The sequence below is a fragment of the Achromobacter animicus genome (assembly GCF_040775605.1).
GTDB lineage: Bacteria > Pseudomonadota > Gammaproteobacteria > Burkholderiales > Burkholderiaceae_B > Achromobacter > Achromobacter animicus.
The window spans coordinates 1230342-1256172 of record NZ_JAYGJK010000001.1 but is presented as its reverse complement, the minus strand read 5'-3'; the positions used below and the strand labels follow the sequence as shown (position 1 = coordinate 1256172).

23 protein-coding genes are annotated in these 25831 nt (G+C 67.1%); 18 read left to right on the top strand and 5 right to left on the bottom strand.

Annotation, left to right across the window (positions count from 1 at the left end; all coding sequences use genetic code 11):
- Positions 1 to 50: 50 nt before the first annotated feature.
- Positions 51 to 842, bottom strand: coding sequence for a deaminated glutathione amidase (locus AB3147_RS05620; RefSeq protein ID WP_218344882.1), 792 nt, complete (start codon positions 840 to 842; stop codon positions 51 to 53).
- A gap of 177 nt (positions 843 to 1019) precedes the next feature.
- Here AB3147_RS05620 and AB3147_RS05615 point away from each other — a divergent pair, with 177 nt between their 5' ends.
- The 9 genes from AB3147_RS05615 to AB3147_RS05575 all read left to right on the top strand — a co-directional run bounded on the left by AB3147_RS05615 (position 1020) and on the right by AB3147_RS05575 (position 10737).
- Positions 1020 to 2288: an amino acid deaminase gene (locus AB3147_RS05615; protein ID WP_367351536.1), complete on the top strand. Its 1269-nt coding sequence runs from the start codon at positions 1020 to 1022 to the stop codon at positions 2286 to 2288.
- A gap of 111 nt (positions 2289 to 2399) precedes the next feature.
- Positions 2400 to 3959 carry an ABC transporter substrate-binding protein gene (locus AB3147_RS05610; protein WP_218344883.1) on the top strand — a complete coding sequence of 520 codons (1560 nt, stop codon included), beginning with the start codon at positions 2400 to 2402 and terminating at the stop codon, positions 3957 to 3959.
- A 90-nt stretch (positions 3960 to 4049) separates the two neighbouring features.
- Entirely contained in the window at positions 4050 to 4991 is a 942-nt protein-coding gene (locus AB3147_RS05605) for an ABC transporter permease (RefSeq protein ID WP_218344884.1), read from the top strand.
- Positions 4992 to 5000: 9 nt separating this feature from the next.
- The gene (locus AB3147_RS05600) at positions 5001 to 5870 is read left to right on the top strand and encodes an ABC transporter permease (protein WP_056568629.1); all 870 of its coding nucleotides are present in this window, start codon (positions 5001 to 5003) and stop codon (positions 5868 to 5870) included.
- Positions 5871 to 5872: 2 nt separating this feature from the next.
- The gene (locus AB3147_RS05595; protein ID WP_367351535.1) at positions 5873 to 6880 is read left to right on the top strand and encodes an ABC transporter ATP-binding protein; all 1008 of its coding nucleotides are present in this window, start codon (positions 5873 to 5875) and stop codon (positions 6878 to 6880) included.
- Positions 6877 to 7875, top strand: coding sequence for an ABC transporter ATP-binding protein (locus tag AB3147_RS05590; RefSeq protein WP_175184148.1), 999 nt, complete (start codon positions 6877 to 6879; stop codon positions 7873 to 7875). Before AB3147_RS05595 ends, AB3147_RS05590 begins: the two co-directional genes overlap by 4 nt.
- Positions 7876 to 7904: 29 nt before the next feature.
- Positions 7905 to 8777: a MurR/RpiR family transcriptional regulator gene (locus tag AB3147_RS05585; RefSeq protein ID WP_175123132.1), complete on the top strand. Its 873-nt coding sequence runs from the start codon at positions 7905 to 7907 to the stop codon at positions 8775 to 8777.
- 13 nt (positions 8778 to 8790) lie between these two features.
- Positions 8791 to 10260 (top strand): N-acyl-D-amino-acid deacylase family protein, encoded by a 1470-nt coding sequence (locus AB3147_RS05580; RefSeq protein WP_218344886.1) that lies wholly within the window; start codon positions 8791 to 8793, stop codon positions 10258 to 10260.
- Between the two features lie 39 nt (positions 10261 to 10299).
- The gene (locus AB3147_RS05575) at positions 10300 to 10737 is read left to right on the top strand and encodes a RidA family protein (RefSeq protein ID WP_175123134.1); all 438 of its coding nucleotides are present in this window, start codon (positions 10300 to 10302) and stop codon (positions 10735 to 10737) included.
- 392 nt (positions 10738 to 11129) lie between these two features.
- Here AB3147_RS05575 and lolA read toward each other — a convergent pair whose 3' ends face one another.
- Complete coding sequence (lolA, locus tag AB3147_RS05570; RefSeq protein ID WP_175123354.1) at positions 11130 to 11753, bottom strand: outer membrane lipoprotein chaperone LolA; 624 nt, start codon at positions 11751 to 11753, stop codon at positions 11130 to 11132.
- Complete coding sequence (locus tag AB3147_RS05565; protein WP_175137219.1) at positions 11753 to 14134, bottom strand: DNA translocase FtsK; 2382 nt, start codon at positions 14132 to 14134, stop codon at positions 11753 to 11755. Before AB3147_RS05565 ends, lolA begins: the two co-directional genes overlap by 1 nt.
- Before the next feature lie 42 nt (positions 14135 to 14176).
- On the opposite strand from AB3147_RS05565, the gene trxB reads away from it, so the two are divergent.
- Genes trxB through AB3147_RS05540 form a run of 5 tightly spaced genes read left to right on the top strand, consistent with a single transcriptional unit; the run spans position 14177 to position 17920 of the window.
- Positions 14177 to 15136, top strand: coding sequence for a thioredoxin-disulfide reductase (gene trxB / locus AB3147_RS05560; RefSeq protein WP_218344887.1), 960 nt, complete (start codon positions 14177 to 14179; stop codon positions 15134 to 15136).
- Positions 15123 to 15797 (top strand): Smr/MutS family protein, encoded by a 675-nt coding sequence (locus AB3147_RS05555; protein WP_218344888.1) that lies wholly within the window; start codon positions 15123 to 15125, stop codon positions 15795 to 15797. Before trxB ends, AB3147_RS05555 begins: the two co-directional genes overlap by 14 nt.
- A complete protein-coding gene (locus AB3147_RS05550; RefSeq protein ID WP_056568656.1) occupies positions 15794 to 16123 on the top strand; it encodes a DMT family transporter in 330 nt (109 codons plus the stop codon). Before AB3147_RS05555 ends, AB3147_RS05550 begins: the two co-directional genes overlap by 4 nt.
- A 32-nt stretch (positions 16124 to 16155) precedes the next feature.
- Complete coding sequence (locus AB3147_RS05545) at positions 16156 to 16803, top strand: hypothetical protein (protein ID WP_255596150.1); 648 nt, start codon at positions 16156 to 16158, stop codon at positions 16801 to 16803.
- Positions 16790 to 17920: a hypothetical protein gene (locus AB3147_RS05540; RefSeq protein ID WP_218344889.1), complete on the top strand. Its 1131-nt coding sequence runs from the start codon at positions 16790 to 16792 to the stop codon at positions 17918 to 17920. Before AB3147_RS05545 ends, AB3147_RS05540 begins: the two co-directional genes overlap by 14 nt.
- Here AB3147_RS05540 and AB3147_RS05535 read toward each other — a convergent pair.
- Positions 17917 to 20007 (bottom strand): sodium:solute symporter family protein, encoded by a 2091-nt coding sequence (locus tag AB3147_RS05535; protein WP_218344890.1) that lies wholly within the window; start codon positions 20005 to 20007, stop codon positions 17917 to 17919. The genes AB3147_RS05540 and AB3147_RS05535 overlap by 4 nt on opposite strands.
- Positions 20007 to 20285 carry a DUF4212 domain-containing protein gene (locus tag AB3147_RS05530; protein ID WP_175123140.1) on the bottom strand — a complete coding sequence of 93 codons (279 nt, stop codon included), beginning with the start codon at positions 20283 to 20285 and terminating at the stop codon, positions 20007 to 20009. The genes AB3147_RS05535 and AB3147_RS05530 overlap by 1 nt, the downstream gene beginning before the upstream one ends.
- A 738-nt stretch (positions 20286 to 21023) precedes the next feature.
- Here AB3147_RS05530 and kdpF point away from each other — a divergent pair.
- Genes kdpF through kdpC form a run of 4 tightly spaced genes read left to right on the top strand, consistent with a single transcriptional unit; the run spans position 21024 to position 25790 of the window.
- Complete coding sequence (gene kdpF, locus AB3147_RS05525) at positions 21024 to 21113, top strand: K(+)-transporting ATPase subunit F (RefSeq protein WP_056321339.1); 90 nt, start codon at positions 21024 to 21026, stop codon at positions 21111 to 21113.
- Entirely contained in the window at positions 21113 to 22891 is a 1779-nt protein-coding gene (gene kdpA / locus AB3147_RS05520; RefSeq protein WP_367351534.1) for a potassium-transporting ATPase subunit KdpA, read from the top strand. The genes kdpF and kdpA overlap by 1 nt, the downstream gene beginning before the upstream one ends.
- A gap of 21 nt (positions 22892 to 22912) precedes the next feature.
- Entirely contained in the window at positions 22913 to 25141 is a 2229-nt protein-coding gene (gene kdpB, locus AB3147_RS05515; RefSeq protein ID WP_438860965.1) for a potassium-transporting ATPase subunit KdpB, read from the top strand.
- A gap of 40 nt (positions 25142 to 25181) precedes the next feature.
- Positions 25182 to 25790: a potassium-transporting ATPase subunit KdpC gene (gene kdpC / locus AB3147_RS05510; RefSeq protein WP_218344893.1), complete on the top strand. Its 609-nt coding sequence runs from the start codon at positions 25182 to 25184 to the stop codon at positions 25788 to 25790.
- Positions 25791 to 25831: the final 41 nt, after the last annotated feature.

The following is a 25831-nucleotide window of genomic DNA, read 5'->3' as shown; positions in this document are numbered from 1 at the left end:
CTCGGCCCCCTTGCCTGCCAGCCGCCCCGCTCGGCGGCAGCACGCCAGGCCTACGCCAGTTCGGGCGGACCGAACCGTCGGTTGGCCAGCACGGGCAAGACCTTGCGGGCATGGGCCAGCCGTTCGGGGTCAATGTCCGCAAAGACCAGCGCAGGCGCTTCGCCGGCCCGCGCCGTGACCACCCCCAGCGGATCCACGACCATGCTGCACCCGATATTGCGTTCGCCGCATTCGCCAGTAGCGGCGACGTAGCAGGTGTTTTCCAACGCCCGCGCGGTCACCAGGACCTCCCAGTGCATTTCCTTGAGCGGACCGCGCACCCAGGCGGCCGGGAGCACGAGCAGGTCGGCGCCGTCCAGCGCCAGCCGGCGAGCCAGTTCGGGAAAGCGCACGTCGTAGCAGGTCATGAGGCCCACGCGCAGCCCGGCGATGTCCAGCAGCGGCGGGATGTCGGTGCCGGGGGTGACATTCGTGGACTCCTTCATGGTGAAGGCGTCGTACAGGTGCAGCTTGCGGTACTGCGACAGGATCTGGCCGTCGCGGATGGTGACCAGCGTGTTCCAGACGCGGCCCTCGCCCGTCGGCACGTGGACGCACATCATCGTGGCCAGGTCCGAACCGCGGCTGGCGTCGAGCAGACGCGTGATGAACGGGCCATCCAGCGGCTGCGCGGCCTTGAGCACGATCTGCGGGTCGGTGATGTCGCGGGCCAGGATGCCTTCGGGCAGAACCAGCAGCCCCGCCCCGCCAGCGCGGGCGCGTTCCATCAGGTCGATGCAGACCTGCGCGTTTTCTTCCCAGACGCGGCTGACGGCGAACTGGCCCAGGGCGACTTTCAGCATGGCTTTTCCTTTGTCGAAGCACGGGCGCGCCCTGTGGGGCGCGCAGCATGGACCTATTTTCCCACCGTCGGCGCGGCCGGGGCTACGGGAAACTCCTAGCTCCCGCTTGTAAATTTCTTTCACGATAATGAAAAAAACCAGTTTTGACGTAAATATTTTCCATACCGGACCGCCGCCATGACCAACTCCTCCTCCCCCGCAGCGCCGCTGGACGTGAACGGCAAAGGCCTGGGCGCGTTTCCCGAGTCCTGTACCACCGCCGACGTGGCGGCGCTGAACTGGAATCTGCTAAACGAAGACGTGAGCCTGCCGGTGGCCGTGCTGTACGAAGCGCGCGTGCGCCACAACCTGCAGTGGATGCAGCAATTCATGGAGGCCTATCACGTCAAGCTGGCGCCGCACGGCAAGACGACGATGAGCCCGGCGCTGTTCAAGCGCCAGATCGACAACGGCGCCTGGGGCATCACCCTGGCCACCGCGCCGCAGGTGCTGGCGGCCTACCAGCACGGCGTGCGCCGGGTGCTGATGGCCAACCAGCTCGTGGGCCGCGCAAACATGGCCATCATTGCGCGCTTGCTGCAGGATCCCGCCTTTACGTTCTTCTGCATCGTGGATTCGGTCGCCAACGCCGCGCAACTGGGCAAGTTCTTCGGCGACGAGGGCAAGGTGCTGTCCGTGCTGATCGAACTGGGTCCGGCCGGCGGACGCACCGGCGTGCGCGATGACGCACAGTTGCAGGCCGTGGCCGACGAGATCGCCCGCTGGCCCGGCCTGGCGCTGGCCGGCATCGAAGTCTACGAAGGCGTACTGCAGGAAGAAGGCGCCATCCGCGCGTTTCTGCGCCGCGCCACCGATGCGCTGCGCGGCCTGGCCGCCGCGGGCCGGCTGCGCAAGAACGGTCCGGCCATCATCTCCGGCGCCGGTTCGGCCTGGTTCGATGTGGTCGCCGAGGAATTTTCGCAACTGGACATCGGCGGCGCCCTGGAAGTGGTGCTGCGTCCGGGTTGCTACCTGTCGCACGACGTGGGCATCTACCGCACCGCCGCCGAGCGCATCAATGCGCAGAACCCGGTGGCGCGCAAGATGGAGCCCGGCTTGCAGCCCGCCTTGCAGGTCTGGGCCTACGTGCAGTCGCTGCCCGAACCCGGCCGCGCCATCATCGCGATGGGCAAGCGCGACGCCGCCTTCGACGCGGGCCTGCCCACTCCCGCCCTGCTGTACCGGCCCGGCTCAGTGCAGCCCGGCGCCGCGCCGTCGCACTGGAAGCTGTCCGCGATGATGGACCAGCACGCCTTCATGCAGGTGGGCGACGGCGACGACATCCAGGTCGGCGACATGATCGCCTTCGACATTTCGCATCCCTGCCTGACGTTCGACAAGTGGCGCCAGGTGCTGCTGGTGAATGAGCACTACGGCGTCACCGGCGTAGCCGAAACCTTCTTCTAGTCCCCCTGCCCGCGGCACCGCGCCAGGCCCCAAGGGGACCGCAGCATCCGGGCACCGGCGCGCATCCGATTTCACGCGACAACCTGTTTCTGTTCCTCTGGAGAGAGAATCATGAACTTCCGTACCTCCCGGCGAGGCGGTGGGCTGAAGAGCCTGCTCGCGGCCGGCGCAATTGGCTTGACCGCTTTGTCGACCCCCGCCCTCTGTGCCACGCCGGTCAAGGGAGGCACGATCTCTGTCGCCACCATCGGCGAGCCGCCGACGCTGGACCCGATGACCAGCACGGCCGACCTGGTTGGCATCCTGACCCAGCACTTCTTCGAGACGCTGTACACCTTTGACGCCAAGTGGAACCTGACGCCGCTGCTGGCCGACAAGATGCCGGAAGTGTCGGCCGACGGGCTGGTCTATACGATCCCGCTGCGTCAGGGCATCACGTTCCATGACGGTTCGAAGATGGATTCGTCGGACGTGCTGGCGTCGCTAAAGCGCTGGACCGAGACCGCCACGCGCGGCAAGATGGCCGCCAAGATCATCAGCGGCATCGAGGCGCCGGACGCCAACACGATCCGCATCACCCTCAAGCAGCCGTACGCGCCGCTGACCGCGCTGCTGGCCATGAACAACAGCGCCGCGGTCGTCATGCCCAAGGGCAAGATCGCGCCGTCCCTGACCGAATTCGTCGGCACCGGCCCCTATCAGCTCAAGGCCCGCGTGCCCGACCAGTACGTGCAGCTGGTGCGCTTTGACGGCTACAAGCAGCGCGAAGGCGAGCCCAACGGCTACGGCGGCGCGCGCAAGCAATACCTGGACGAGATCCGCTTCGTGCCGGTCAGCAACGCCAATACCCGCGTGGAAAGCGCGGTGGCAGGCCAGTTCGACTACGTGGACTCGCTGCCCGTGGAGTCGCTGCCCAAGCTGAAGAATGGCCGCTCCGATCCGGTCATGCTCAAGCCCTTCGGCTGGCCTCGCCTGGTGCTCAACACCAAGCAGGGCATCATGTCGAACCAGGCCGTGCGCCAGGCGGTGCAGCTGGCCCTGAACGAAGAAGACATGCTGTTCGCCGCGTTCGGCGACAAGAACTTCTACAAGCTCAACGGCGACCTGTATCCGGAAGGCTTCCCGTGGGCCACGTCGCTGGGCGGCAAGGTCTACAACAAGGGCGACGCCGCGGCGGCCAAGAAGCTTGTCGACAGCGCCAACGTGCAGGACCGCAAGATCCGCATTCTGACCAGCCAGCAGTACGAGTTCCATTACAAGATGGCGCTGGTCGCTGCCGAATACCTGAAGGCCGCCGGCTTCACGGTGGACATGCAGGTCGTGGATTGGGCCACGCTGACGCAACGCCGTCAGGACCCCGCCGTGTGGGACATCTTCATTACCCACAGCCCCTTCCTGCCTGAGCCCGCGCTGATCGACTTCCCGTCCAAGGACGCGCCAGGCTGGTGGGACACGCCGCGCCGCAATCAGGTGCTGGACGCCTTCAACCAGGCCGGGTCGCAGGAAGAGCGCGTCAAGCGCTGGGCCGACGTGCAGCAGGCCGTGTACGACGAAGTGCCGTTCATCAAGGTGGGCGACTTCAACGCGCAAGCCGCGCGCTCGCCATCGCTGCAAGGCACGCAGGCGGTGCCGTGGCCGTACTTCTGGAACGCCTGGAAGGCGGCCAAGTAAGCCCCTGCCCCGGCGGGCGGCCGCAGCCGCCCGCCACCGCAGACCGCGCGATCCGCTCGCGCCCACGAGAATGATTTCCAGGACTTCACCGTGTTGCGTTATCTCTTGAATCGGCTGGTCGGGCTGGTGGCCGTGATGTTCATCGTCGCGACCATCGTGTTCGTCATCATCCGCCTCACGCCTGGCGACCCGGCCGCCGTGATGCTCGGCCCCCAGGCCAGCCAGCAGGACATCGCCGCCCTGCGCGCGCAGCTGGGGCTGGACCAGCCCGTGGCGATGCAGTACGTGTCGTGGCTGGGCAAGTTGCTCCAGGGCGACCTGGGCCAGTCAATCTTCATGAACAAGCCGGTGCTGTCGGCGCTGGCCGACCGCGCCGAACCGACGATTCTGCTGACGCTGATGTCGCTATTGATCGCCAGCGCCATCGCGCTGCCGGTCGGCATTCTGTCGGCGGTCAAGCGCGGCACCACGCTGGACCAATCGGTGCTGTCGTTCTCGATGTTCACGTCCAGCGTGCCCAGCTTCTGGCTGGGGCTGCTGCTGATGCAGGTGTTCTCCGTGAAGCTGGGCTGGCTGCCGGTGGCCGGCTATGGCGGACCGGACGCCTCGCTGGCCACGCGCCTGTCGCACCTGATCCTGCCTGCGGTCGTGCTGGGACTGGTGAATTCTGCGCTGATTACCCGCTTCATCCGCGCCAGCATGCTGGACGTGCTGCGCGACGACTACGTGCGCACGGCGCGCGCCAAGGGCCTGCCGGAACGCAAGGTCATCCTGAAGCACGCGGTGCGCAACGCGCTGATCCCGATCCTGACGGTGCTGGGCCTGACCACGGCGCTGCTCATCAGCGGCGCGGTGGTGACCGAGACCGTGTTCGGCCTGCCCGGCGTGGGCAGCCTGGTGGTGTCGGCCGTGCTGCGGCGGGATTACCCCGTCATCCAGGGCGCGCTGCTGATCATCGCGGCCATCTATGTGCTGATCAATCTGTTCATCGACCTGCTGTATCTGGTGGTCGACCCCCGCGTGCGTTACTGAGCCATCGACATGACGACTGCAACTTCCATGAATCCCGGCTCGGACCGCTGGCAGGTCCTGCGCCTGCTGGTGTCGCGCAAGACGGTGCTGATCAGCCTCATCGTGATCGTGGTGCTGGCGGCCGCCGCGCTGCTGGCGCCGTGGATCAGCCCCTACGATCCGTTCAAGCTGTCCATCATGAACCGCCTGAAGGCGCCGGGCGCCGCGCACTGGTTCGGCACCGACGACTTCGGCCGCGACGTGTTCAGCCGCGTCATCCACGGCGGACGGCTGTCGCTGATGGTCGGCTTTTCCGTTGTCATCCTGTCCAGCGTGCTGGGCATTGCGCTGGGGCTGATCGCCGGGTTCTTCCGCACCGCCGACAAGTTCGTGTCGCGGCTGATCGACGCGATGATGGCGTTCCCGGACATCCTGCTGGCGATCTCGCTGGTGGCCGCGCTGGGGCCGTCGCTGGTCAACGTGGTGATCGCGCTGGGCATCGTGTACACGCCGCGCCTGGCGCGCATCGTGCGGGCCTCGACGCTGGTGATCCGCGAGCTGCCCTTCGTGGAAGCGGCCCGCGCGCTGGGCGTGCCCACGTGGCGCATCGTCACCGTCCACGTGCTGCGCAACCTGGTGTCTCCCATCCTGGTGCAGGGCACCTTCATCTTCGCGTACGCGATCCTGGCCGAGGCGGGCCTGTCGTTCCTGGGCGTGGGCGTGTCGCCCGACATTCCGACCTGGGGCACCATGATCAACGCCGGCCAGCAGTACATGGGCTCAGCGGACTGGATCATGATCTTTCCCGGCATCGCCATCGTGCTGTCCGTGCTGTCGCTGCAACTGGTGGGCGACGGCCTGCGCGACGTTCTCGATCCGCGCCTGCGCAAGGAGCTGTAAACATGACCGCAAGCACCCGAGACATCGTGCTGTCGGTGGAAGGTCTGAAGACCTGGTTCCACAGCCGCGACGGCATCGCCAAGTCGGTGGACGGCGTCACCTTTGACCTGGCCCGCGGCGAAACGCTGGCCATCGTCGGCGAATCCGGTTCCGGCAAATCCGTGACCAGCCTGTCCATCATGGGCCTCTTGCCCAAACCGGCCGGCCGCATCGAGGCCGGCAGGATCCTGTTCCGCGACCGCCAGGGCGTCCAGCTCGACCTGGCGCACGCCACGCCGGCCACGCTGCAACGCATCCGCGGCGCCGAGATCGCGATGATCTTCCAGGAGCCCATGACCAGCCTGAACCCGCTGTACACCGTGGGCGACCAGATTGCCGAAGCGGTGCTGCAGCACGAAGGCGGCTCGCGCGCCGCGGCATTGAAGCGCGCCCGCGAGATGCTGGAGCGCGTCGAGATTCCGGCGGCCGACCGCCGCGTAAACGAATACCCGCACCAGATGTCGGGCGGCATGCGCCAGCGCGTGATGATTGCGCTGGCCCTGGCGTGCAATCCCGCGGTGCTGATCGCCGACGAGCCCACCACGGCGCTGGACGTGACGGTGCAAGCGCAGATCCTGGACCTGCTGCGCCGCCTGCAGGCCGAGATGAACATGAGCATCCTCTTCATCACGCACAACCTGGGCGTGGTGGCCGAGATCGCGCATCGCGTGGCCGTCATGTACGCCGGTCGCGTGGTGGAAGACGCCGGCGTCTACGACCTGTTCGAAAAGCCCACGCATCCCTACACCCGCGGCCTGCTGTCCTGTCTGCCGACCGCCGCGCTGCTGGCGTCGGGCGAACGTCTTCGCGCCATTCCGGGCAACGTGCCCAGCGTGCTGTCGCTGCCGGCAGGCTGCACGTTCGCGCCGCGTTGCCCGCTGGCCGCGGACGACTGCCGCGCGGGCGTTCCCGACCTGGTGACGGTGCAGGCCGAACACCGCGCCCGCTGCATCAAGGTGAACCCGATATGACGAGCATTCCGACTCCCCGCGCCGCCGAGCCGCTGGTGCGCATCGACGACCTGAAGGTCCATTTTCCGACCTCGCAGGCGCGCAACGCCCCCGTCGTGCGCGCCGTGGACGGCGTGAGCTTCGACGTGCCGCGCAACACCATCGTCGGCCTCGTCGGCGAATCCGGCTCCGGCAAGACCACCACCGGCCGCGCGTTGCTGCGCCTGTTTGCCCCCACTGCCGGACGCATCGTGTTCGACGGACAGGACATCACCACGCTGAACGAAAAGCAGATGCTGCCGTGGCGCCGCCGCATGCAGATCGTGTTCCAGGACCCGTACGCCAGCCTGAATCCGCGCATGACGGTGGCCGAGATCCTGGGAGAGGCGCTGGACACGCACAAGCTGGCGCAGAACCGCCGCGCCGAGCGGATCGGCGAACTGCTGGAACGCGTGGGCCTGAATGCGGACCACAGCCGCCGCTATCCGCACGAATTTTCCGGCGGCCAGCGCCAGCGCATCGGCATCGCCCGCGCGCTGGCGGTTGAACCCGACTTCATCGTGGCCGATGAACCCGTATCCGCGCTGGACGTGTCGGTGCAGGCGCAGGTGCTGAACCTGCTGCAGGACCTGCAACGCGACCTGGGCCTGACGATGCTGTTCGTGGCGCATGACCTAGCCGTGGTGGATTACCTGTGCGACGACGTCGTGGTGATGTACCTGGGCCGCGTCATGGAGCGCGGGCCGACCAGCGAGGTCTACGCCCGCCCCCGCCATCCCTACACGCGCGCGCTGCTATCCGCCGCGCCCGTGCCGGATCCGCGCGCCCCGCGTTCGCGTATCCTCCTGAAGGGCGATATCCCGAGCCCGGTGAACCCGCCTTCCGGCTGCGTGTTCCGCACGCGCTGCCCGCACGCCATCGACGCCTGTGCCGCGGCCGTGCCGCCGGCCGTGGGCGTCAGCGCGGACCATTACGTGTCCTGCATCCGACTCGACGATCCCGCGCTCGCGGCCTGAGCCCGCCCGAATTGATCCAGGAATCACACATGAACATCATCCGCGACATCGTCTTCCAGATACGCAGTCGGCGGGACGCATTGAGCGTGACCGAACGCAAGGTGGCCGACGCCATTCTGGACGACATCATCTGGAGCGCCAGCGCCACGGTGGACCAGCTTGCCGCCAAGGCCGGCGTCAGCATCGCCACCATCTCGCGCTTTGCGCGCACGGTGGGCTGCGACGACACGCGCGACCTGAAGATGAAGCTGGCGCAGGCCAGCACGGTGGGCAGCCGCTTTCTGGATCCCAGCGCGCCGGCCGAAGAAAGCACGTTTTACGCCCGCATCTACGCCGACATCGAGAGCACGCTGCGCGCGCATCTGCCGGCCTTCACCGAGCAGCTGTTCGAAGCGGCCGCATCCATCGTCGACGGCGCGCGCATGATCTATGTCTTCGGCATGGGCGGCGCATCCGCGGTGCTGGCGCAGGAAGTGCAGTCGCGCCTGGTGCGGCTGGGCTATCCCATCGCCGTCTACAGCGACGCCGTGCTGCTGCGCATGGTGGCGGCCACGCTGGACGAGCGCGACGCCGTGCTGGTGTTGTCGGCCTCGGGCCTCACGCCTGAAATCGTCGGAGCGGCGCGCATCGTCAAGCAGTACCGCGCCAGCATCGTCGCCATCACGGACGCCTCGTCCGAACTGGCGAAACTGGCCGACGTCGTGCTGCCCATCCGCACCGACGAAACCGACTTCATCTACAAGCCCTCCGCCTCGCGCTACGCGATGATGCTGGCCATCGACCTGCTGTCGACCGAACTGGCCATGCTGAACCAGGAAGAAAACCGCGAACGCCTGCGCCGCATCAAGCTGGCGCTGGACGAACACCGCGGCGGGCCGAACCGCCTGCCGCTGGGCGATTGATCTGGAAACCACGATGTACGACACCCTCATAGGCAACGTCCGGATTCTGGACGGCTCCGGCGGTCCGGAAATCCGCGCCAGCGTGGCGCTGGCAGATGGCCGCATTGCCGCCATCGGCGACCTGCCCGGTGCGCCGGCACGCCAGATCATCGACGGCACTGACCTGGTGCTGGCGCCCGGCTTCATCGACGTCCACACGCACGACGACACCAACGTCATCCGCACCCCGGACATGCTGCCCAAGCTGTCGCAGGGCGTGACGACGGTGGTCGTGGGCAATTGCGGCATCAGCGCCTCGCCGGTGACGCTGCGCGGCGATCCGCCCGACCCGATGAACCTGCTGGGCAAGCGCGAAGACTTCCGCTACGCCACCTTTGCCGACTACACCCGCGCGATCGAGGCCGCGCGGCCGGCGGTTAACGTGGCGGCGCTGGTCGGGCATACGGCCTTGCGCAGCAATCACATGGACCGGCTGGACCGGGCGGCGACGCGGGAAGAAGTGCTGGCGATGCGCGAACAGTTGCGCGATGCGTTGGCGCACGGCGCGATCGGCCTGAGCACGGGCCTGGCCTATGCGTCCGCGTTCGAGGCGGACACGGCCGAGGTCAAGCTGCTGGCCGAAGCGTTGGACGAGTTCGGCGCGCTGTACACGACGCATCTGCGCTCGGAGTTCGCCGCCATCCTGGAGGCGATGCAGGAAGCCTTCGACATCGCCCTGCATGCGCGCGTGCCGGTGGTGGTGTCGCACCTGAAATGCGCGGGGGCCGGCAACTGGGGCCGCACGAAAGAGGTGCTGTTCGCGCTGGAGAACGCGGGGCGCATGCAGCACGTGGGTTGCGACTGCTATCCGTATTCGGCCAGTTCGTCGACGCTGGATCTGAAGCAGGTCACTGACGAATTCGACATCGACATCACGTGGTCCGAGCCGCATCCGGAACAGGCGCGCCGCAAGCTCGCGGCCATCGCGGCCGACTGGGGCGTGACCTTGCTGGAGGCGGCAAAGCGGCTGCAACCGGCCGGTGCGGTGTATCACAACATGCACGAGGACGACGTGCGACGCGTGCTGTCGCACCGCCTCACGATGGTCGGATCAGACGGCCTGCCGAACGATCCCATGCCGCATCCGCGGTTGTGGGGCGCCTTCCCGCGCGTGCTGGGTCATTACAGCCGCGACGTGGGCCTGTTTCCGCTGGCCCAGGCCGTGCACAAGATGACCGGCCTGTCTGCCGCCCGCTTCGGTTTGGCCGAGCGCGGCTTCGTGCGCGAGGGTTATCACGCTGACTTGGTGCTGTTCAACCCCGACACCGTTATCGACAGCGCCACTTTCGCTGAGCCCGTGCAGACTGCCGCGGGCATCGAGGCGGTGTGGGTCAATGGCGTCCTGTCCTACCGCAAGGGCCAGGCCACCGGCGAGCGCGCCGGCCGTTGGCTGCCGCGCAGCGGCGACCTGCGAAAGTCTTACCCCGATCTTTCGGCCGCCTGACTGCGGCGGCATCCGGACATCTTCAAGGAGAACCATCCCATGAGCGCTACCCCCACTCCCGACAACAACGGCATCACCCGCTACGGCGTGGCCGGCGGCACCGGCCAGGGCGGCTCGCACATGCCCTTCGCCCGCGCCGTCGCTGCGGACGGCTGGCTGTATGTGTCCGGCCAGGTGCCGATGGACAACGGCGAAGTGATCGAAGGCGGCATCGTCGCGCAAAGCCACAAGGCCATCCAGCAGGTGCTGGCGATCCTGCAGGAAGCCGGCTACGGTCCCGAACACGTCGTGCGCTGCGGCGTCTGGCTGGACGACGCGCGGGATTTCGCGTCGTTCAACAAGGTGTTCAAGGAGTATTTCGGCGCGAATCCGCCAGCGCGTGCCTGCGTGCAGTCGAGTCTGGTCGTGGATGCGAAAGTGGAAGTCGATTGCGTGGCGTATAGGAGCCCCCACGCCGCGACCACTAACGTGGTCTAGCTGCCCCCCAAGGGGGCTGCCCCGCCTTGGGGCGGCCCGGCGGCGTGGCAGCCCCCACGCCGCGACCACTAACGTGGTCTAGCTGCCCCCCAAGGGGGCTGCCCCGCCTTGGGGCGGCCCGGCGGCGTGGCAGCCCCCACGCCGCGACCACTAACGTGGTCTAGCTGCCCCCCAAGGGGGCTGCCCCGCCTTGGGGCGGCCCGGCGGCGTGGCGCGGCGGGTGTCGGCGGCAGGTGTCTGACACCCCTGCGACGCCGGCCCAAGCTGACGGCCGTCTCACACGGGTGTCAGACACCGGGTTCATTACACGGCCGCCGCCAGGCACCGCACCCAAAGCAAAAATGCCCGGTTTCCACCGAGCATTCTGCATTCAGCGGACGAGCAGCCCGCGCCTACATCTTCACCACATCCACGCCCTTGGGCGCGGTGAACTGGAATTCCTTGGCGGGCAATTGCGGATTGGCCTGAATGCCAGACAGGTCGACGCGAGTGGTCTGGCCGAACGAATCCAGCAGCTCCACACGCACCGGCAGGTTGTTCTTCATGCCGATGTCCACGCGCGAGAACCCGGCGTCGGCCGTGCGCGGCTTGGCGCGCAGCCAGTCCACGCCGTCCTTGGCGGGCAACGCCGATACGTCGAACGATTGCTCAAGCGACCCGGAGCCGAAAAGGATGGCCGCAGGCGACGTGCCGATGGCGGCGTCGACCTTGCGCTCGGTGACCTGCGCCAGGTCCGGGTCGTACTGGAACACCTGACGGCCGTCGGAAATCACCAACTGCTCATAAGGCTTCTGCACGGCCCACTTGAATTTGCCGGGCCGCTGGAACGAGAACACCCCGGTCTGCGCGGGCTGCGTCCGGCCCTGATCGTTGACGGTGTACTGCGAGAACGATCCGGTGGCCGAGGTGACCGTGCTCACGAAAGCGCGCAATTGCTCCTGCGCGCTGGCGGCCAGCACCAAAGTCGGCGACAGGCCCAGGACCGCGACGGCGGCCAGCCTTTGAAACGTCTTCATCATGCTTCCTCTCGGGCGGCGGCTGCAGGAACCAGGATCTCGCGGTTCCCATTGGATTGCATCGCCGACACCATACCCGATTGCTCCATCTGCTCGAGTAACCGGGCCGCACGGTTGTAACCAATACGCAGGTGACGCTGCACCAGCGAGATCGACGCGCGGCGGTGCTTGAGCACGACTTCGCAGGCCTGGTCGTACATCGGGTCGGATTCCGCGTCGCCGCCGATGCCCGTGACGCTGCTGGCGCCCTCGGCGCCGTCGCCGTCCAGACCGCCTTCCAAGAGGCCCTCGACGTAATTGGGTTCACCCTGCGACTTCAGGCTCTCGACCACGCGATGGACTTCGTCGTCGCTGCAGAACGCGCCGTGCACGCGCACCGGCAGGCCCGTGCCCGGCGGCATGTACAGCATGTCACCCTGACCCAGCAGCGTCTCCGCGCCCATCTGGTCAAGAATGGTGCGGGAGTCGATCTTGGACGACACCTGGAACGCGATACGCGTCGGGATGTTGGCCTTGATGAGACCGGTGATCACGTCCACGCTGGGACGCTGCGTGGCCAGGATGAGGTGGATGCCGGCTGCGCGCGCTTTCTGCGCCAGACGGGCGATGAGTTCTTCGATCTTCTTGCCGACGACCATCATCAGGTCGGCCAGCTCGTCGATGACGACGACGATGGTCGGCAGCGGGGACAGGGGCTCGGGCTGGTCCGGCGTCAGCGAGAACGGATTGGGGATCGGCTCTTCGCGCTTGATCGCGTCGCGGATCTTGGTGTTGTAGCCGGCCAGGTTGCGCACGCCCATCTTGCTCATGAGGCGATAGCGCTTTTCCATTTCGCCCACGCACCAGTTCAGCGCGTTGGACGCCTGGCGCATGTCGGTGACGACCGGCGCCAGCAAATGCGGGATGCCTTCGTAGACGCTCATTTCGAGCATCTTGGGATCGATCAGGATCAGGCGGGTGTGCGAGGCGTCGGCCTTGTACAGCAGCGACAGGATCATCGCGTTGATCCCGACGGACTTGCCCGAGCCGGTCGTGCCCGCCACCAGCAGGTGAGGCATCTTGGCCAGATCGGCCACCACCGGGTTGCCGGCGATATCCTTGCCCAGCGCCATGGTCACGACGGAATGGCTGGCGTGATAGGTCTGCGAACCCAGGATCTCGGATAGGCGCACCATCTGGCGGCGCGGATTGGGCAGTTCCAGCCCCATCAGGTTCTTACCGGGGATGGTCTCGACCACCCGGATGCTGACCAGGCTGAGCGCCCGCGCCAGGTCCTTGGCCAGGTTGACGATCTGGCTGCCCTTCACGCCGGTGGCCGGTTCGATCTCGTAGCGGGTGATGACGGGGCCGGCCTGCGCCGCGACCACGGTGACCGACACGCCGAAGTCGGCCAGCTTCTTTTCGATCAGGCGCGAGGTGAATTCGATGGTCTCGGCCGAGACGGTTTCCTGGTTGTTCAGGGGCGGATCGAGCAGACCGAGGGTGGGCAGGTCGCCTTCGGCGCCGCCCGTGGGCGGGAAGAACAGCGATTGCTGCTTTTCCTTTTCGACGCGCTCGGACTTGGGCACCACGGTGATGGCCGGTTCAATACGCACCGGCTGCTCGTGGACCAGCTTTTCCTGCTTGGCCACGACCTGTTCGGTGCGCACGGCCTTGGCGACTTCGCCGACCTTGCGGTCCTGACGCGCCGTATACGAATTGCGCATCTTGCGGACCAGGCCTTCCAGCCAGGAACCGACGCGCTCGGCCACCGCCAACCACGAGAACGAGAAAAACAGGCTGAGCCCGATTGCGAGCATGACCAGGAAGGCCAGCGTGGCGCCGGTAAAGCCGATGCTGCTGCCGATCAGGCCGGCCAGCATCTGGCCGATGACCCCGCCCGCGCCGCTGGACGTTTCCGAGGCGCCCGGCAGGTGCGTGCCGCGGCTGGCCAGGCGCAGGGCTTCCATGCCCAGCGAGCCCACCATCAGCAGAAAGAAGCCGATGCCCTCTTCCCAATGGACACGCGGCAGCACTTCGGGCTGCTTGCTGTTGGCGACGCGCAACTGCGCGGCCAGCCGCCGATAACCGGCGCGGACGCGGTGCAGCAGCAGGATGACCCACCACCAGGCGGAAAAACCGAATAGATAGAGGAGGATGTCGGCCAGATAGGCGCCCAGGCGTCCCCCCTGGTTGCGCACGACATCGCCCGGAACCGAGTGCGACCAGCCAGGGTCGGACGCGCTCCAGGTGGCGAGCACCAGGGTAAGCCAGGCCGCCAGGGCGGCAAAGAGGATCCAGCGGGCTTCACGCAACAGCGCGGAAATGCGCGTTTGCAGCGGCGAAGGTCCGTTGCGGGTGTTGCGCGAGGCGCGCGGAGAAGCAGTCGAGATACGCGGCATGCGGCTCATTATAATTGGGCGTTACCCTAAAGATACCTGCCCATGTCCACGCCTACGCACGCTAAAGTTTTGATACTCGGTTCCGGCCCCGCCGGTTACACGGCGGCCGTCTATGCGGCACGCGCCAATCTTAACCCTGTTCTTGTTACAGGTTTGGCCCAAGGCGGCCAGCTCATGACCACCACGGACGTCGACAATTGGCCGGCCGACGCCGATGGCGTGCAGGGCCCCGACCTGATGCAGCGCTTCCAGAAGCATGCCGAACGCTTCAACACGGAAATGCTGTTCGACCACATCGCCAAGGTCGACCTTTCCAAGCGCCCCTTCACCCTGACCGGCGACACCGGCAAGGTCTACACCTGCGACGCCCTGATCATCGCGACCGGCGCCTCGGCCAAATACCTGGGCCTGCCGTCCGAACAGTCCTTCATGGGCCGCGGCGTGTCCGGCTGCGCCACCTGCGACGGTTTCTTCTACCGCAACCAGGACGTGGTCGTGGTCGGTGGCGGCAATACCGCCGTCGAAGAAGCCCTGTACCTGTCCAACATCTGCCGCAAGGTCACCCTGATCCACCGCCGCGACAAGTTCCGCGCCGAGCCCATCCTGGTCGACAAGCTGATGAGCAAGGTCGAAAACGGCAACATGGAGCTCAAGACCTTCCACACGCTGGAAGAAGTGCTGGGCGACGACAGCGGCGTGACCGGCGTGCGTGTTCGCCACGTGGACACCGGCGCGACCGAAGACATGGCCGTCACCGGCGCCTTCATCGCCATCGGCCACCAGCCCAACACGGAAATCTTCCAGGGCCAGCTCGAAATGAAGGACGGCTACATCGTCACCAAGAGCGGCCTGTCCGGCATGGCCACGATGACCTCGGTGCCCGGCGTGTTTGCCGCCGGCGACGTGCAGGACCACGTCTACCGCCAAGCCATCACCAGCGCCGGCACGGGTTGCATGGCCGCCCTGGACGCCCAACGGTGGTTGGAGAATGCGGGGCAATAAGGTCGGCGTGGCCGACCTGAAACGCCTGAAGAAGGACCTGCAGGAAGAACGCGAGCGCGCCGCCCTTGCCCCGCAACGGGCGGCAGCAGCGCCGGCGCGCGCGGCATCGCCCCCCGAGGACGATCTGGCGGCGTTCAAGCGTTCGATGAAGTCCGTCACGCCGATCCGGCACACGGAACGCGTCACGCACAAGCCCGCCGCCGAACCGGCGCCCGCCCTGCGGCGCGCCAACGCGCTGGGCGAAACGCCCAGCCGCGCCGATGCCGGTGTCTCGGACGGCGGCGAGATCACGCATCTGCTGTCCGAAGGCGGCACCGCCTTCGTGCGCGGCGACGTGGCGCCCGACACCGCGCGCAACCTGCGCCGCGGCCAATGGCGCGCGGGGGCTGAACTCGACCTGCACGGATTGCGTGTCGAACAGGCGCGGCATGCGCTGCTGTCGTTCCTGGACGAATGCCAGGAACACGGCATCCGCTGCGTGCGCATCGTGCACGGCAAGGGCTACAACTCGGAAGGCCTTGAGCCGGTCCTGAAGGACAAGGCGCGCACGTGGCTGGTCCAGAAGGCCGAGGTCATGGCGTTTTCCGAGGCGCCCGAACGCGAAGGCGGCGCCGGCGCCCTGCTGGTGCTGCTGCGGCAGTCTGAGGGTCCGCGCAAATGAAATGGCTGTACCTGGGCGTGGCGATCGTCGCCGAGATCTTCGCCACCAGCGCCCTCAAGGGGTCCGAAGGGTTCACGCGGCTGGTGCCGTCCGTCATTACCGTCTTCGGCTACCTGATCTCGTTCTATTTCCTGTCGCTGACCCTGCGCGAGATCCCCGTGGGCATTGCCTACGCGATCTGGTCCGGCGTCGGCATCGTGCTGATCTCCATCGTGGGCGCGGTTCTGTTCAAGCAGCATCTGGACACGCCCGCGCTCATTGGCATCGGCCTCATCATCGCCGGCGTGGTGGTGATGAACGTCTTCTCCAAGTCCGTCTCGCATTGACGGCCGTCGCCGCAGTCCTCGCGCGGTGCTTTTTGGCGCAGGGCTTCCTGGCGCAGGGCTTCCTCGCGCAGGGCTCGTTGCGCCGCGCGCTGGCGGCCTTCCTGTGCCTGGCCTGCCTATTCGCCGGCAGCGCATCCGCCCACGACTTTGACCGGGCGGCCGAGCTCAAGCGCTACCGGGCCTGGCTGACCGTCTTCACGCAGGACATGGACCGGCTGGCCGCCGCGCGGGGCCCGTTGAACGACGCGCAGCTCGATGCGATGTTCGACAAATCCGTGGTGCCCGGCTCGCGAGCCGCTGGCTTCATCCGCGAAGCCTTCACCCGCCGCAACAGCGATGGCGACTACCACCCGCAATACGGACCGCGCTCGGTCTTCCTGGGCGTGCTGGCCAGCGGCATTCCCGCCGGCCAAGGCGGCACGTATCCCGAATCCGATGCCGCGTTCAAGGGCACGGATCTGATCGTCTGGTACCTGCACGTGGATGTTGGCGACATGACCAACACCTATCTGCTGTCGTCCGGCCACTTCACCCCCTACCGGCTGCCGCCCGCCGGCACGCTCGAGCGCAAGGCCTATCCCTTCCTGCTGATGGAGTCGCGCGACGGGACGCTGAGGCTGGGCGGTGTCAGCGCCGAGTTGTGGGGCCTCGTTGCATGGCTGCACAATGCCGCGAACTGATTGCGTTCTGCGCCTGCTTGCCCTTGCCGCGCTTTCCGCGGCGCCGGGGCTTGCGCTGGCCCTGTGCCAGCCGCTGGCTTCGGGCGACAAGCTGACCGTCGTCGCCGACGTCCGGCTCGACGACACCAACACGTTGCTGGGCAAAGACGGTTCCCGCGTCCGGAGCTGGCTGCCCCCTGTCCAGGTGCCAGACGGTCCGCGCGCCACGCCGATCCTCTGGGCCGAACGCGTGGACTGGTCCGTCTATGCAGCCGAACCCGGCGCGCGCATCGGCGTCACCGTGCTGCGCTTCGAACGCGGCGTAGACGGCCGCCAGCATCTTTGCGGCATTGCCCAATACAACCCGCACACGGTGGATGAGGCGCGCGCCCAGCCCGGCCCCGCCCTGCCGCCGCCAGACAACGAAACCCGCTTTCGGTACGACGCGGCCGGCAGGCTGACCGGCTATGACCTCCGCTCCCGCGCCTGGGACGGCCGGCAGAATCGCCCGGTGCGGCATTGCCTGCGTTACGACGCCAATGGCTGGCTGGCGGAACTGGCCGACGGCGCCTGCGACGGCGCCACGCGCCCGCAAGTGCGCTACGTGCATGACGCCGCAGGCCGCCTGTTACGGACCATCCGCCACGCGCCCGAAACCGGCGAGGCGAACGAGGTCATCGTGCATGACGCAAAAGGCGGAGCCGCCCAGCGCTACCTGCGGCCGGTCCGCGACACTGAAGACGGCCTGGGCACGCAGGCGGCACTGCCGTATCGCGCAGTGCAGGGCGAACACCCGATCCTCGTCTTGCCCAGCCCCAACTGGCAGCCGCCGGCGCTGGACTCCTACCACTACGACTGGGCCATCGTGCAGCCGCGTGGCGACGCCGATGTCTACGACGCCAAGCGCGATCCTTCGTCCGTGCTGGCCAGCGGCAACAGCGGCGCCAATGGGCGCTTCGACCTTAGCGCCGACGCCCGCCAACGTATCTGGAAGGCAGCGGGCCGCGCGCCCGGCGGTGTGCAATGGCTATGGGCGCCGGGTCAGGTCCTGACGCTGTTGCAGGCCATGCCCGGCGCCGCCTGGGCAGCCTGCGCCGATCCCGACGACCGCCGCGCGGCCGCCTGCCCCGCCCCCTAGGTGTTGTCCGGCTGCGGGTGACGCACGTCCGGATTGCGCAGGTAATCCACCAGCGCCAACGTGGCCCGGTCAGGCGGCGGCGTCAGCAGCGACACCACCACGATCGTCAGAAACGCCACGGGCGCACCGAACACACCCGCCGCGATAGGCTGGATGCCCCACCACAGATCCACCGGTTGCGTGCGGGCGATGCCGAGCACCGACTCCCGCAGCCACGGATGCGTATGCGTCATATAGGCGAACGTCACGGCCAGCCCGGCCGCCATGCCCAGCGTGGCGCCCCATTTGTTCGCGCGCCTCCAGAACACGCCCATGACTAGCGCCGGAAAGAACGACGAGGCCGCAAACGAAAACGCGGCCGACACCATGAACAGGATGTCCGCCGGCTTGCGCGCCGCGACCCACGCCGCGCCAAACGCCACCACCAGCAGCAGGATCTTGGACACCATCACCCGGCGCGCCGCCGACATCCGCGGCGACACGACCCGGTACCACATGTCGTGCGACAGCGAATTGGACAGCGTCAGCAGGAGGCCGTCGGCCGTGGACAGCGCCGCCGCCAGCCCGCCCGCAGCAACCAGCCCCGAAATCACGTAAGGCAGCCCGCCGATCTCTGGCATGGCCAGCACCACCACGTCCGCCCCCATGCTGATTTCGCTGAGCTGCACGACGCCGTCGCGGTTGATGTCGCTGACGTCGAGCAGATTGGTGTCGACCGCGCTCCAGGCATGCACCCAGTTGGGCAGGCTGAGGAAGTTCGATCCAACGACCTGCGTATAGATCTCGAACTTGACCAGCAGCGCCAGCGCGGGCGCCATGAAATACAACAGCAGGATGAACAGCAGCGACCAGCACACCGATTTGCGCGCCTCGATGACGGACGGCGTCGTGTAGGAGCGCATCAGGATGTGCGGCATGCCCGCGGTGCCCAGCATCAGGCACAGCACCATCGCCAGGAAGTTGATGCGCATGTTGCTGCGTTCCTCGGCGTCCTTCGCAGGGAACGGCTCGGCATGTGGCGTGGGCGGCGCGGCCCTGGCCTCGAAGGTCGCCTTGGCCTGCGACCACGTGGCGCGCGCATCCTCGACGGTCGGCGGATAGGCAGCCAGTTCGCGCTCGGCCGACCGGATCTCGACCATGGGCGCATCGCCCGCGTTCAACTGGGCCAGCCGGCTGCGCAGCTTGTCCTTTTCCAGCGTCCACGACTCGGGCAGCGCCTGCAGGCGCCGCCCCATTTCGTCGGCGCGCTGCTGCCAGATCCTGCGCACCTCGATCTCCGAAGGATCGTTCTGCAGGTAGACCTCTTTTTCGGTCACCTGCTGCAGCACGGCCCCACCCGACAATTGAGGCAACGGCATGTTGGTGTGCTTGACCGACAGCCAGATCACCGGCACGAGATACGCGATCACCAGGATGATGTACTGCCCGACCTGTGTCCACGTGACCGCGCGCATGCCCCCCAGGAACGAACACACCAGCATGCCGCCTAGCGCCACGAAGATGCCCAGTTCGAACGAGATGCCGGTCATCCGGGTGGTGATGATGCCCACGCCGTAGATCTGGGCCACCAGATACGTGAACGAGCACAGAATGGCGCAGAAGACCCCCGCCAACCGAGGCAGGTTGCCGCCGTAGCGCGCGCCCATGAAATCGGGAATGGTGTATTGGCCGAAGCGCCGCAGGTACGGCGCCAGCAGCATCGCCACCAGCACGTAGCCGCCCGTCCAACCCATGATGTAGGCCAGCCCGCCGTAGCCGGTCAGGTACAGCGTGCCCGCCACGCCGATGAAGGAAGCCACCGACATCCAGTCGGCCGCCGTCGCCATGCCGTTGTAGATGGCCGGCACGCGCCGGCCGGCGACGTAGTATTCGACCTGGTCGGACGTGCGGCAGACGATGCCGATGCCGGCGTACAGGCTGACGGTGACCAGCAGGAACACATAGCCGATCCAGTTGCGCGGCATGCCCAGGATCTCGGCCAGCGCCATCAGCAGGATCATCAGCGCGAAGCCGGCCGTGTACAGCACATAGATGCGCCGCAGCCGGATGCGGAACTCCTGCGGAGTGTCTCCGGTGAAAAACGGCATCAGCGCGGCTCCCCGGTTTCGTCGGCGCGCTCATCGGCGCGATTCATGACCCGGGCGTAGACGGCGATGATGATCAGGTAGGCCAGCGGAGCGCCATAGGCGGCCATCCAGAAGGCGAAGGGCCAACCGATGAAGTCGAAGGAGAGGCTGCGTGCGAAGTACGAGGGGATGAAGGTCAGCGCCGCCCAGACGGCGAGCAGCAGCACGATCAGCCGCAGATTGCGGCGCCAGTAGGGCGTGATGGATGTCCGGGACGGAGTAAGGCGCGTTTGCGGCATAGCGTGGATAAGCAGATCCCATCTGAATATCGCCAAACGCAGCGCTTGAAAAGCCCTGAACCTTGATTTGCCGGCTTTTTATGCGACAACGGCTGGCACTTCCTGGTGCCAGCCGTTGTGCGTTTGCTTTTTTTGAGTACTGCTTTACTTTTTTTATGTACCGGTGCCGCCGGTATTTGCCCATGCAGGGCTTTGTCTCCTCACCTGCATGGGAAGAGATTCTGCACCAGATGCGGGAATGCCACACTAGGGGAATGCCCTAAGACGGAGCATTCATTTACATATTCCATGCACCATATGAGTGCATTTTGGGGTCGCCGTACTAAATATTGGGATTTTTCCGGCAAATCGGCCCATCGTACCGCCTAATACTTGAGCAGTGCTCAGTTAGTGATCATGGCCGATGGCGCTGGCCGTCCAAGTCCGTGCATCGCGAAGCGCCCGATTCCGGGCATGGAACCCACAGCATTCCAGATCATCTTTACGCGCCGTTTACACCCCGCTCGCCAAGCTATACCCCGTTTTTACCCCCCGCTCCGTAACCTGCCGGTGTCCTGAAGGGTCACCTCGCCTGCCCGGCGCGCATCCGCTTTCTGCCGCGCAGGCCTGTTCGAAGGGAGTAAGCCTCCCGGGGAGAAAAAACGTGGATCTCATTTATATCGCCATCTTCACAGGGATGGCCGGGCTGACTTGGGCCCTTGTCCGGTTCTGCGACGCATTGTCGGCCGGAGACCAGCCATGAGCTGGCTCTACTGGCTGAGCGGCCTGACGGCCGCATTCCTGTTCGTGTACCTGCTGGTCGCGCTGTTCAAACCGGAGAAATTCTGATGACCCCCGAATTCGTTGGACTGCTGGTCCTGTACCTGGCAGTCCTGCTTGCGATCGCGCCCATCCTGGGCCGCTACATCCGCATCGCCATGGAAGACGGCCGATCCCGGCTGACCGCCTGGGGCCGGCCGATCGAGCGCGGCATCTACCGGCTGGCGGGCATCGACCCGCAGGCGGAAATGGGCTGGAAGCGTTATGCCGCCGCCGTACTGGTCTTCAACCTGGTTGGCATTGCCGCCGTCTACGCGCTGCAGCGCGTGCAGGGGCTGCTGCCGCTGAACCCCGCGGGCCTGGGCGCCGTGTCGCCCGATTCGGCGCTGAACACCGCCATCAGCTTCGTCGCCAACACCAACTGGCAGGGCTATGCCGGCGAATCCACGATGAGCTACCTGACGCAGATGCTGGCGCTGACGGTGCAGAACTTCGTGTCCGCCGCGACCGGCATTGCCGTGCTGTTCGCGCTGATCCGCGGACTGGCGCGGCACTGTTCCGCCACGGTGGGCAACTTCTGGGCCGACATGGTCCGTTGCACGCTGTATGTGCTGCTGCCCTTGTCGCTGGTTCTGGCAGTGGCGCTGGTCAGCCAGGGCGTGATCCAGAACTTCAGCGCCTACCAGGAAGTACAGACGGTCGAAGCGGTGCGCTACGACGCACCGCGCCTGGACGCGCAGGGCCAGCCCGTGCTGGACGCAGCCGGCGCGGCGGTCACCGACCCGGTCACGACGCGCACACAGACGATTGCCATGGGACCGGTGGCGTCGCAGGAAGCGATCAAGCTGCTGGGCACCAACGGCGGCGGCTTTTTCAACGCCAACTCGGCGCACCCTTTTGAAAACGCCACGCCCCTGTCGAACTTCCTGCAGATGCTGGCGATCCTGGCCATCCCCGCCGCGCTGTGCTTCACCTTCGGCGAGATGGTGGGCAGCCGGCGCCAGGGCATCGCGATCCTGGCGGCGATGACGGCGCTGTTTGCCGTCTTCGCGCTATCCACCGCGTACTTCGAGCAGCAGCCCAATCCGATGGCCGTCCAGGCCGGGGCCGTGACGCCCGGCGGCAACATGGAAGGCAAGGAGACGCGCTTCGGCATCGCCGCCACCTCGCTGTTTGCGACGGTCACCACCGCTGCCTCCTGCGGCGCGGTGAACGGCATGCACGACTCGCTGTCGGCGATGGGCGGCCTGTCGCCCATGCTGCTGATGCAGTTGGGCGAAGTCGTGTACGGCGGCGTGGGCTCGGGGCTGTACGGCATGCTGGCCTTTGCGATCCTGGGCGTCTTCATCGCCGGGCTGATGATCGGGCGCACACCCGAGTACCTGGGCAAGAAGATCGAGGCCTTCGACATGAAGATGGTTTCCATCGTCATCCTGGCCACCCCGCTGCTCGTGCTGGGCGGCACGGCGTTGGCCGTGTCCGTGACGGCGGGCCAGGCCGGCGTGCTCAATCCGGGCATCCACGGCTTCTCGGAAATCCTCTACGCGCTCTCGTCCGCCGCCAACAACAACGGCAGCGCCTTCGCCGGGCTGTCGGCCAACACGCCCTTCTACAACGTGCTGCTGGGCATCGCGATGTGGTTCGGCCGGTTCGCCGTGATCGTTGCCGTGCTGGCGATGGCCGGTTCGCTGGCCGCCAAGCGCCGGCTGCCCGCCGGCCCCGGCAGCATGCCGACCACCGGCCCGCTCTTCGTGACGCTGCTGATCGGCGCGGTGCTGCTGGTCGGCGCCCTCACCTACGTGCCCGCACTGGCCCTCGGCCCGGTCGCGGAACACCTGCAACCCTGATGCAACAGGCTAGGAAAGAACATGGCCAAGATTGAAATGGAAACAACCAGCTCGGGCGGCAGCGTGGCCCGGGCGCCCGCTGCGGGCGCGCAGCCTGTCACGGCTCAGCCTGACGCGGCCCGGCCTGACGCGGCCCGCCCCGTCGCAGCCGGACCCGAGGCGGCGCCCGCCTTCGGCATGTGGTCCCGCGCACTGGTCGGCCCCGCCATCGTCGACAGCCTGCGCAAGCTGTCGCCCGCCGCGCAGCTCAAGAACCCCGTGATGTTCGTGGTCTACGTGGGCAGCCTGCTCACCACCGTGCTGTGGATCATGGCCCTGCGCGGGCAGGCCGAAGCGCCGCCGGGATTCATCCTGGGTATCACCGTGTGGCTTTGGTTCACCGTGCTGTTCGCCAACTTTGCCGAGGCGCTGGCCGAAGGCCGCGGCAAGCAGCAGGCGGCCACGCTGCGCGGCCTGCGCACCACCATCGACGCGCGCCTGCTCCAAGGCTTTCGCGACGCCGATGCGGCTGATGCCGACCCCGCGCAATGGCGCGGCCAGGCGGTCAGCCAACCGTCAGGCCTGCTGCGCCGCGGCGACGTCGTCCTGGTCGAAGCCGGCGACACGGTGCCCGGCGACGGCCAGGTCATCGCTGGCGTGGCCTCGGTCGACGAAAGCGCCATCACGGGCGAGTCCGCGCCCGTCATCCGCGAGTCGGGCGGCGATTTCTCGTCCGTCACCGGCGGCACGCGCGTGCTGTCGGACTGGATCTTCGTGCGCATCGCGGCCGATCCTGGCGAGAGCTTCCTGGATCGGATGATCTCGATGGTCGAAGGCGCCAAGCGCCAGAAGACGCCCAACGAGCTGGCGCTGACCATTCTGCTGGTGGGTCTGACCGTGGTCTTCCTGCTGGTCGTCGTCACGCTGATGCCCTTCTCGCTGTATGCCGTCTCGGCAGCCGGCGGCGGCGCGGCGGTCACGGTGACCGTGCTGGTCGCGCTACTGGTCTGCCTGATCCCCACCACCATCGGCGGCCTCCTGTCCGCCATCGGCGTGGCGGGCATGAGCCGCATGATGAGCGCCAACGTGATCGCCACCTCGGGCCGCGCCGTCGAAGCGGCCGGCGACGTCGACGTGCTGCTGCTGGACAAGACCGGCACCATCACCTTCGGCCACCGCCAGGCCTCCACCTTCCTGCCCGCGCCCGGCGTGTCCGCGCGCGAACTGGCGGACGCCGCGCGCCTTGCGTCGTTGGCCGACGAGACGCCGGAAGGCCGCAGCATCGTGGCGTTGGCGGACAAGGCCATCCATGCGCCGGCCCCGCGCATGACCGGCGTTGAGTTCGTGCCGTTCACCGCGCAGTCCCGCATGAGCGGCGTCGACCTGGGCGAACGCAAGATCCGCAAGGGCGCGGTCGACGCGATCCAGGCCTGGCTGGTCGCGCAGGGCGCCACCGTGCCGGCCGAGGCCCTGCGCCTGGCCGAAGACGTGGCGCGCCGCGGCAGCACGCCGCTGATGGTCAGCGACGGCAACCGCGCGCTGGGCGTCGTCGAGCTCAAGGACATCGTCAAGCCCGGCATCCAGTCGCGCTTTGCCGAGCTGCGCCGCATGGGCATCAAGACGGTGATGATCACCGGCGACAACAAGCTGACCGCCGCCTCCATCGCGGCCGAAGCGGGCGTCGATGACTTCCTGGCCGAAGCCACGCCCGAGGCCAAGCTCAAGCTCATCCGCAACTACCAGTCGGAAGGCCGTCTGGTCGCAATGACCGGCGACGGCACCAACGACGCACCCGCGCTGGCGCAGGCCGACGTGGCGGTGGCGATGAACTCCGGCACGCAGGCCGCCAAGGAAGCCGGCAACATGGTGGACCTGGATTCCAACCCGACCAAGCTCATCGAGATCGTCGAGATCGGCAAGCAGATGCTGATGACCCGCGGCGCGCTGACCACGTTCAGCGTAGCCAACGACGTCGCCAAATACTTCGCCATCATCCCCGCCGCGTTCGCCACGGTGTATCCGCAACTCGACGTGCTGAACATCATGGGGCTGGCCACGCCGTCCTCGGCCATCCTGTCGGCCGTGATCTTCAACGCGTTGATCATCGTGGTGCTGATCCCGCTGGCCCTGAAGGGCGTGCGGTACCGCCCGCTGGGCGCCTCGGTGCTGCTGCGCCGCAACCTGCTCATCTACGGCCTGGGCGGCCTCCTGGTGCCGTTTGCCGGCATCAAGCTGGTCGACATGGTGCTGGCCGCGCTGGGCTGGGTGTGATGCCCGCCCGCGATCAAGCCCCTACGCAAAGGAAATCCTCATGAACTCAGCAACCTCCACGCCGCGCCAAGGCGGCATCCTGCGCCCCGCGCTGACCCTCTTCGCCGCGCTGTCGCTCATCACCGGCCTGGCGTATCCCTTCCTGACCACCGGCATCGCGTCCGCCGTGTTTCCCCACCAGGCCGCCGGTTCGCTGATCGAGCAGGACGGCAAGGTGATCGGTTCGGAATGGATCGGCCAATCGTTCACCTCGCCGCAATACTTCTGGGGCCGCCCCTCGGCCACCACGCCCATGCCGTACAACGCGGCGGCTTCCGGCGGCTCGAATCTCGGCCCGCGCAACCCCGCGCTGGCCGAGGCCATCGAAGCGCGCATCGCGGCCCTGAAAGCGGCAGACCCGGACAATGCCGCGCCCGTTCCGGTCGACCTGATCACCGCATCGGGCAGCGGGCTGGATCCGCACATCAGTCCGGCGGCCGCGGCGTACCAGGCCGACCGCGTGGCGCGCGCCCGCAACCTGCCGCGTGGCGAGGTCGATGCGCTGATCCGGGCGCACACCGCCGCCCCGTCGCTGGGCGTGCTGGGCGACCCCGCGGTCAACGTGCTGACGCTGAACCTGGCGCTGGACAAGCTGCGCGTGGCGCGCTGATGCGGCGGCGTATAGTATTGCCAGCCGTTTCCTCCCCTCCC

Bases quoted from the DNA above. Each gene is read 5' to 3' on its own strand.
- AB3147_RS05620 (WP_218344882.1), bottom strand. From the start codon at position 842: ATGCTGAAAGTCGCCCTGGGCCAGTTCGCCGTCAGCCGCGTCTGGGAA.
- AB3147_RS05615 (WP_367351536.1), top strand. From the start codon at position 1,020: ATGACCAACTCCTCCTCCCCCGCAGCGCCGCTGGACGTGAACGGCAAA.
- AB3147_RS05610 (WP_218344883.1), top strand. From the start codon at position 2,400: ATGAACTTCCGTACCTCCCGGCGAGGCGGTGGGCTGAAGAGCCTGCTC.
- AB3147_RS05600 (WP_056568629.1), top strand. From the start codon at position 5,001: ATGACGACTGCAACTTCCATGAATCCCGGCTCGGACCGCTGGCAGGTC.
- AB3147_RS05595 (WP_367351535.1), top strand. From the start codon at position 5,873: ATGACCGCAAGCACCCGAGACATCGTGCTGTCGGTGGAAGGTCTGAAG.
- AB3147_RS05590 (WP_175184148.1), top strand. From the start codon at position 6,877: ATGACGAGCATTCCGACTCCCCGCGCCGCCGAGCCGCTGGTGCGCATC.
- AB3147_RS05585 (WP_175123132.1), top strand. From the start codon at position 7,905: ATGAACATCATCCGCGACATCGTCTTCCAGATACGCAGTCGGCGGGAC.
- AB3147_RS05580 (WP_218344886.1), top strand. From the start codon at position 8,791: ATGTACGACACCCTCATAGGCAACGTCCGGATTCTGGACGGCTCCGGC.
- AB3147_RS05575 (WP_175123134.1), top strand. From the start codon at position 10,300: ATGAGCGCTACCCCCACTCCCGACAACAACGGCATCACCCGCTACGGC.
- lolA (WP_175123354.1), bottom strand. From the start codon at position 11,753: ATGAAGACGTTTCAAAGGCTGGCCGCCGTCGCGGTCCTGGGCCTGTCG.
- AB3147_RS05565 (WP_175137219.1), bottom strand. From the start codon at position 14,134: ATGCCGCGTATCTCGACTGCTTCTCCGCGCGCCTCGCGCAACACCCGC.
- trxB (WP_218344887.1), top strand. From the start codon at position 14,177: ATGTCCACGCCTACGCACGCTAAAGTTTTGATACTCGGTTCCGGCCCC.
- AB3147_RS05555 (WP_218344888.1), top strand. From the start codon at position 15,123: ATGCGGGGCAATAAGGTCGGCGTGGCCGACCTGAAACGCCTGAAGAAG.
- AB3147_RS05550 (WP_056568656.1), top strand. From the start codon at position 15,794: ATGAAATGGCTGTACCTGGGCGTGGCGATCGTCGCCGAGATCTTCGCC.
- AB3147_RS05540 (WP_218344889.1), top strand. From the start codon at position 16,790: ATGCCGCGAACTGATTGCGTTCTGCGCCTGCTTGCCCTTGCCGCGCTT.
- AB3147_RS05535 (WP_218344890.1), bottom strand. From the start codon at position 20,007: ATGCCGTTTTTCACCGGAGACACTCCGCAGGAGTTCCGCATCCGGCTG.
- AB3147_RS05530 (WP_175123140.1), bottom strand. From the start codon at position 20,285: ATGCCGCAAACGCGCCTTACTCCGTCCCGGACATCCATCACGCCCTAC.
- kdpF (WP_056321339.1), top strand. From the start codon at position 21,024: ATGAGCTGGCTCTACTGGCTGAGCGGCCTGACGGCCGCATTCCTGTTC.
- kdpA (WP_367351534.1), top strand. From the start codon at position 21,113: ATGACCCCCGAATTCGTTGGACTGCTGGTCCTGTACCTGGCAGTCCTG.
- kdpB (WP_438860965.1), top strand. From the start codon at position 22,913: ATGGCCAAGATTGAAATGGAAACAACCAGCTCGGGCGGCAGCGTGGCC.
- kdpC (WP_218344893.1), top strand. From the start codon at position 25,182: ATGAACTCAGCAACCTCCACGCCGCGCCAAGGCGGCATCCTGCGCCCC.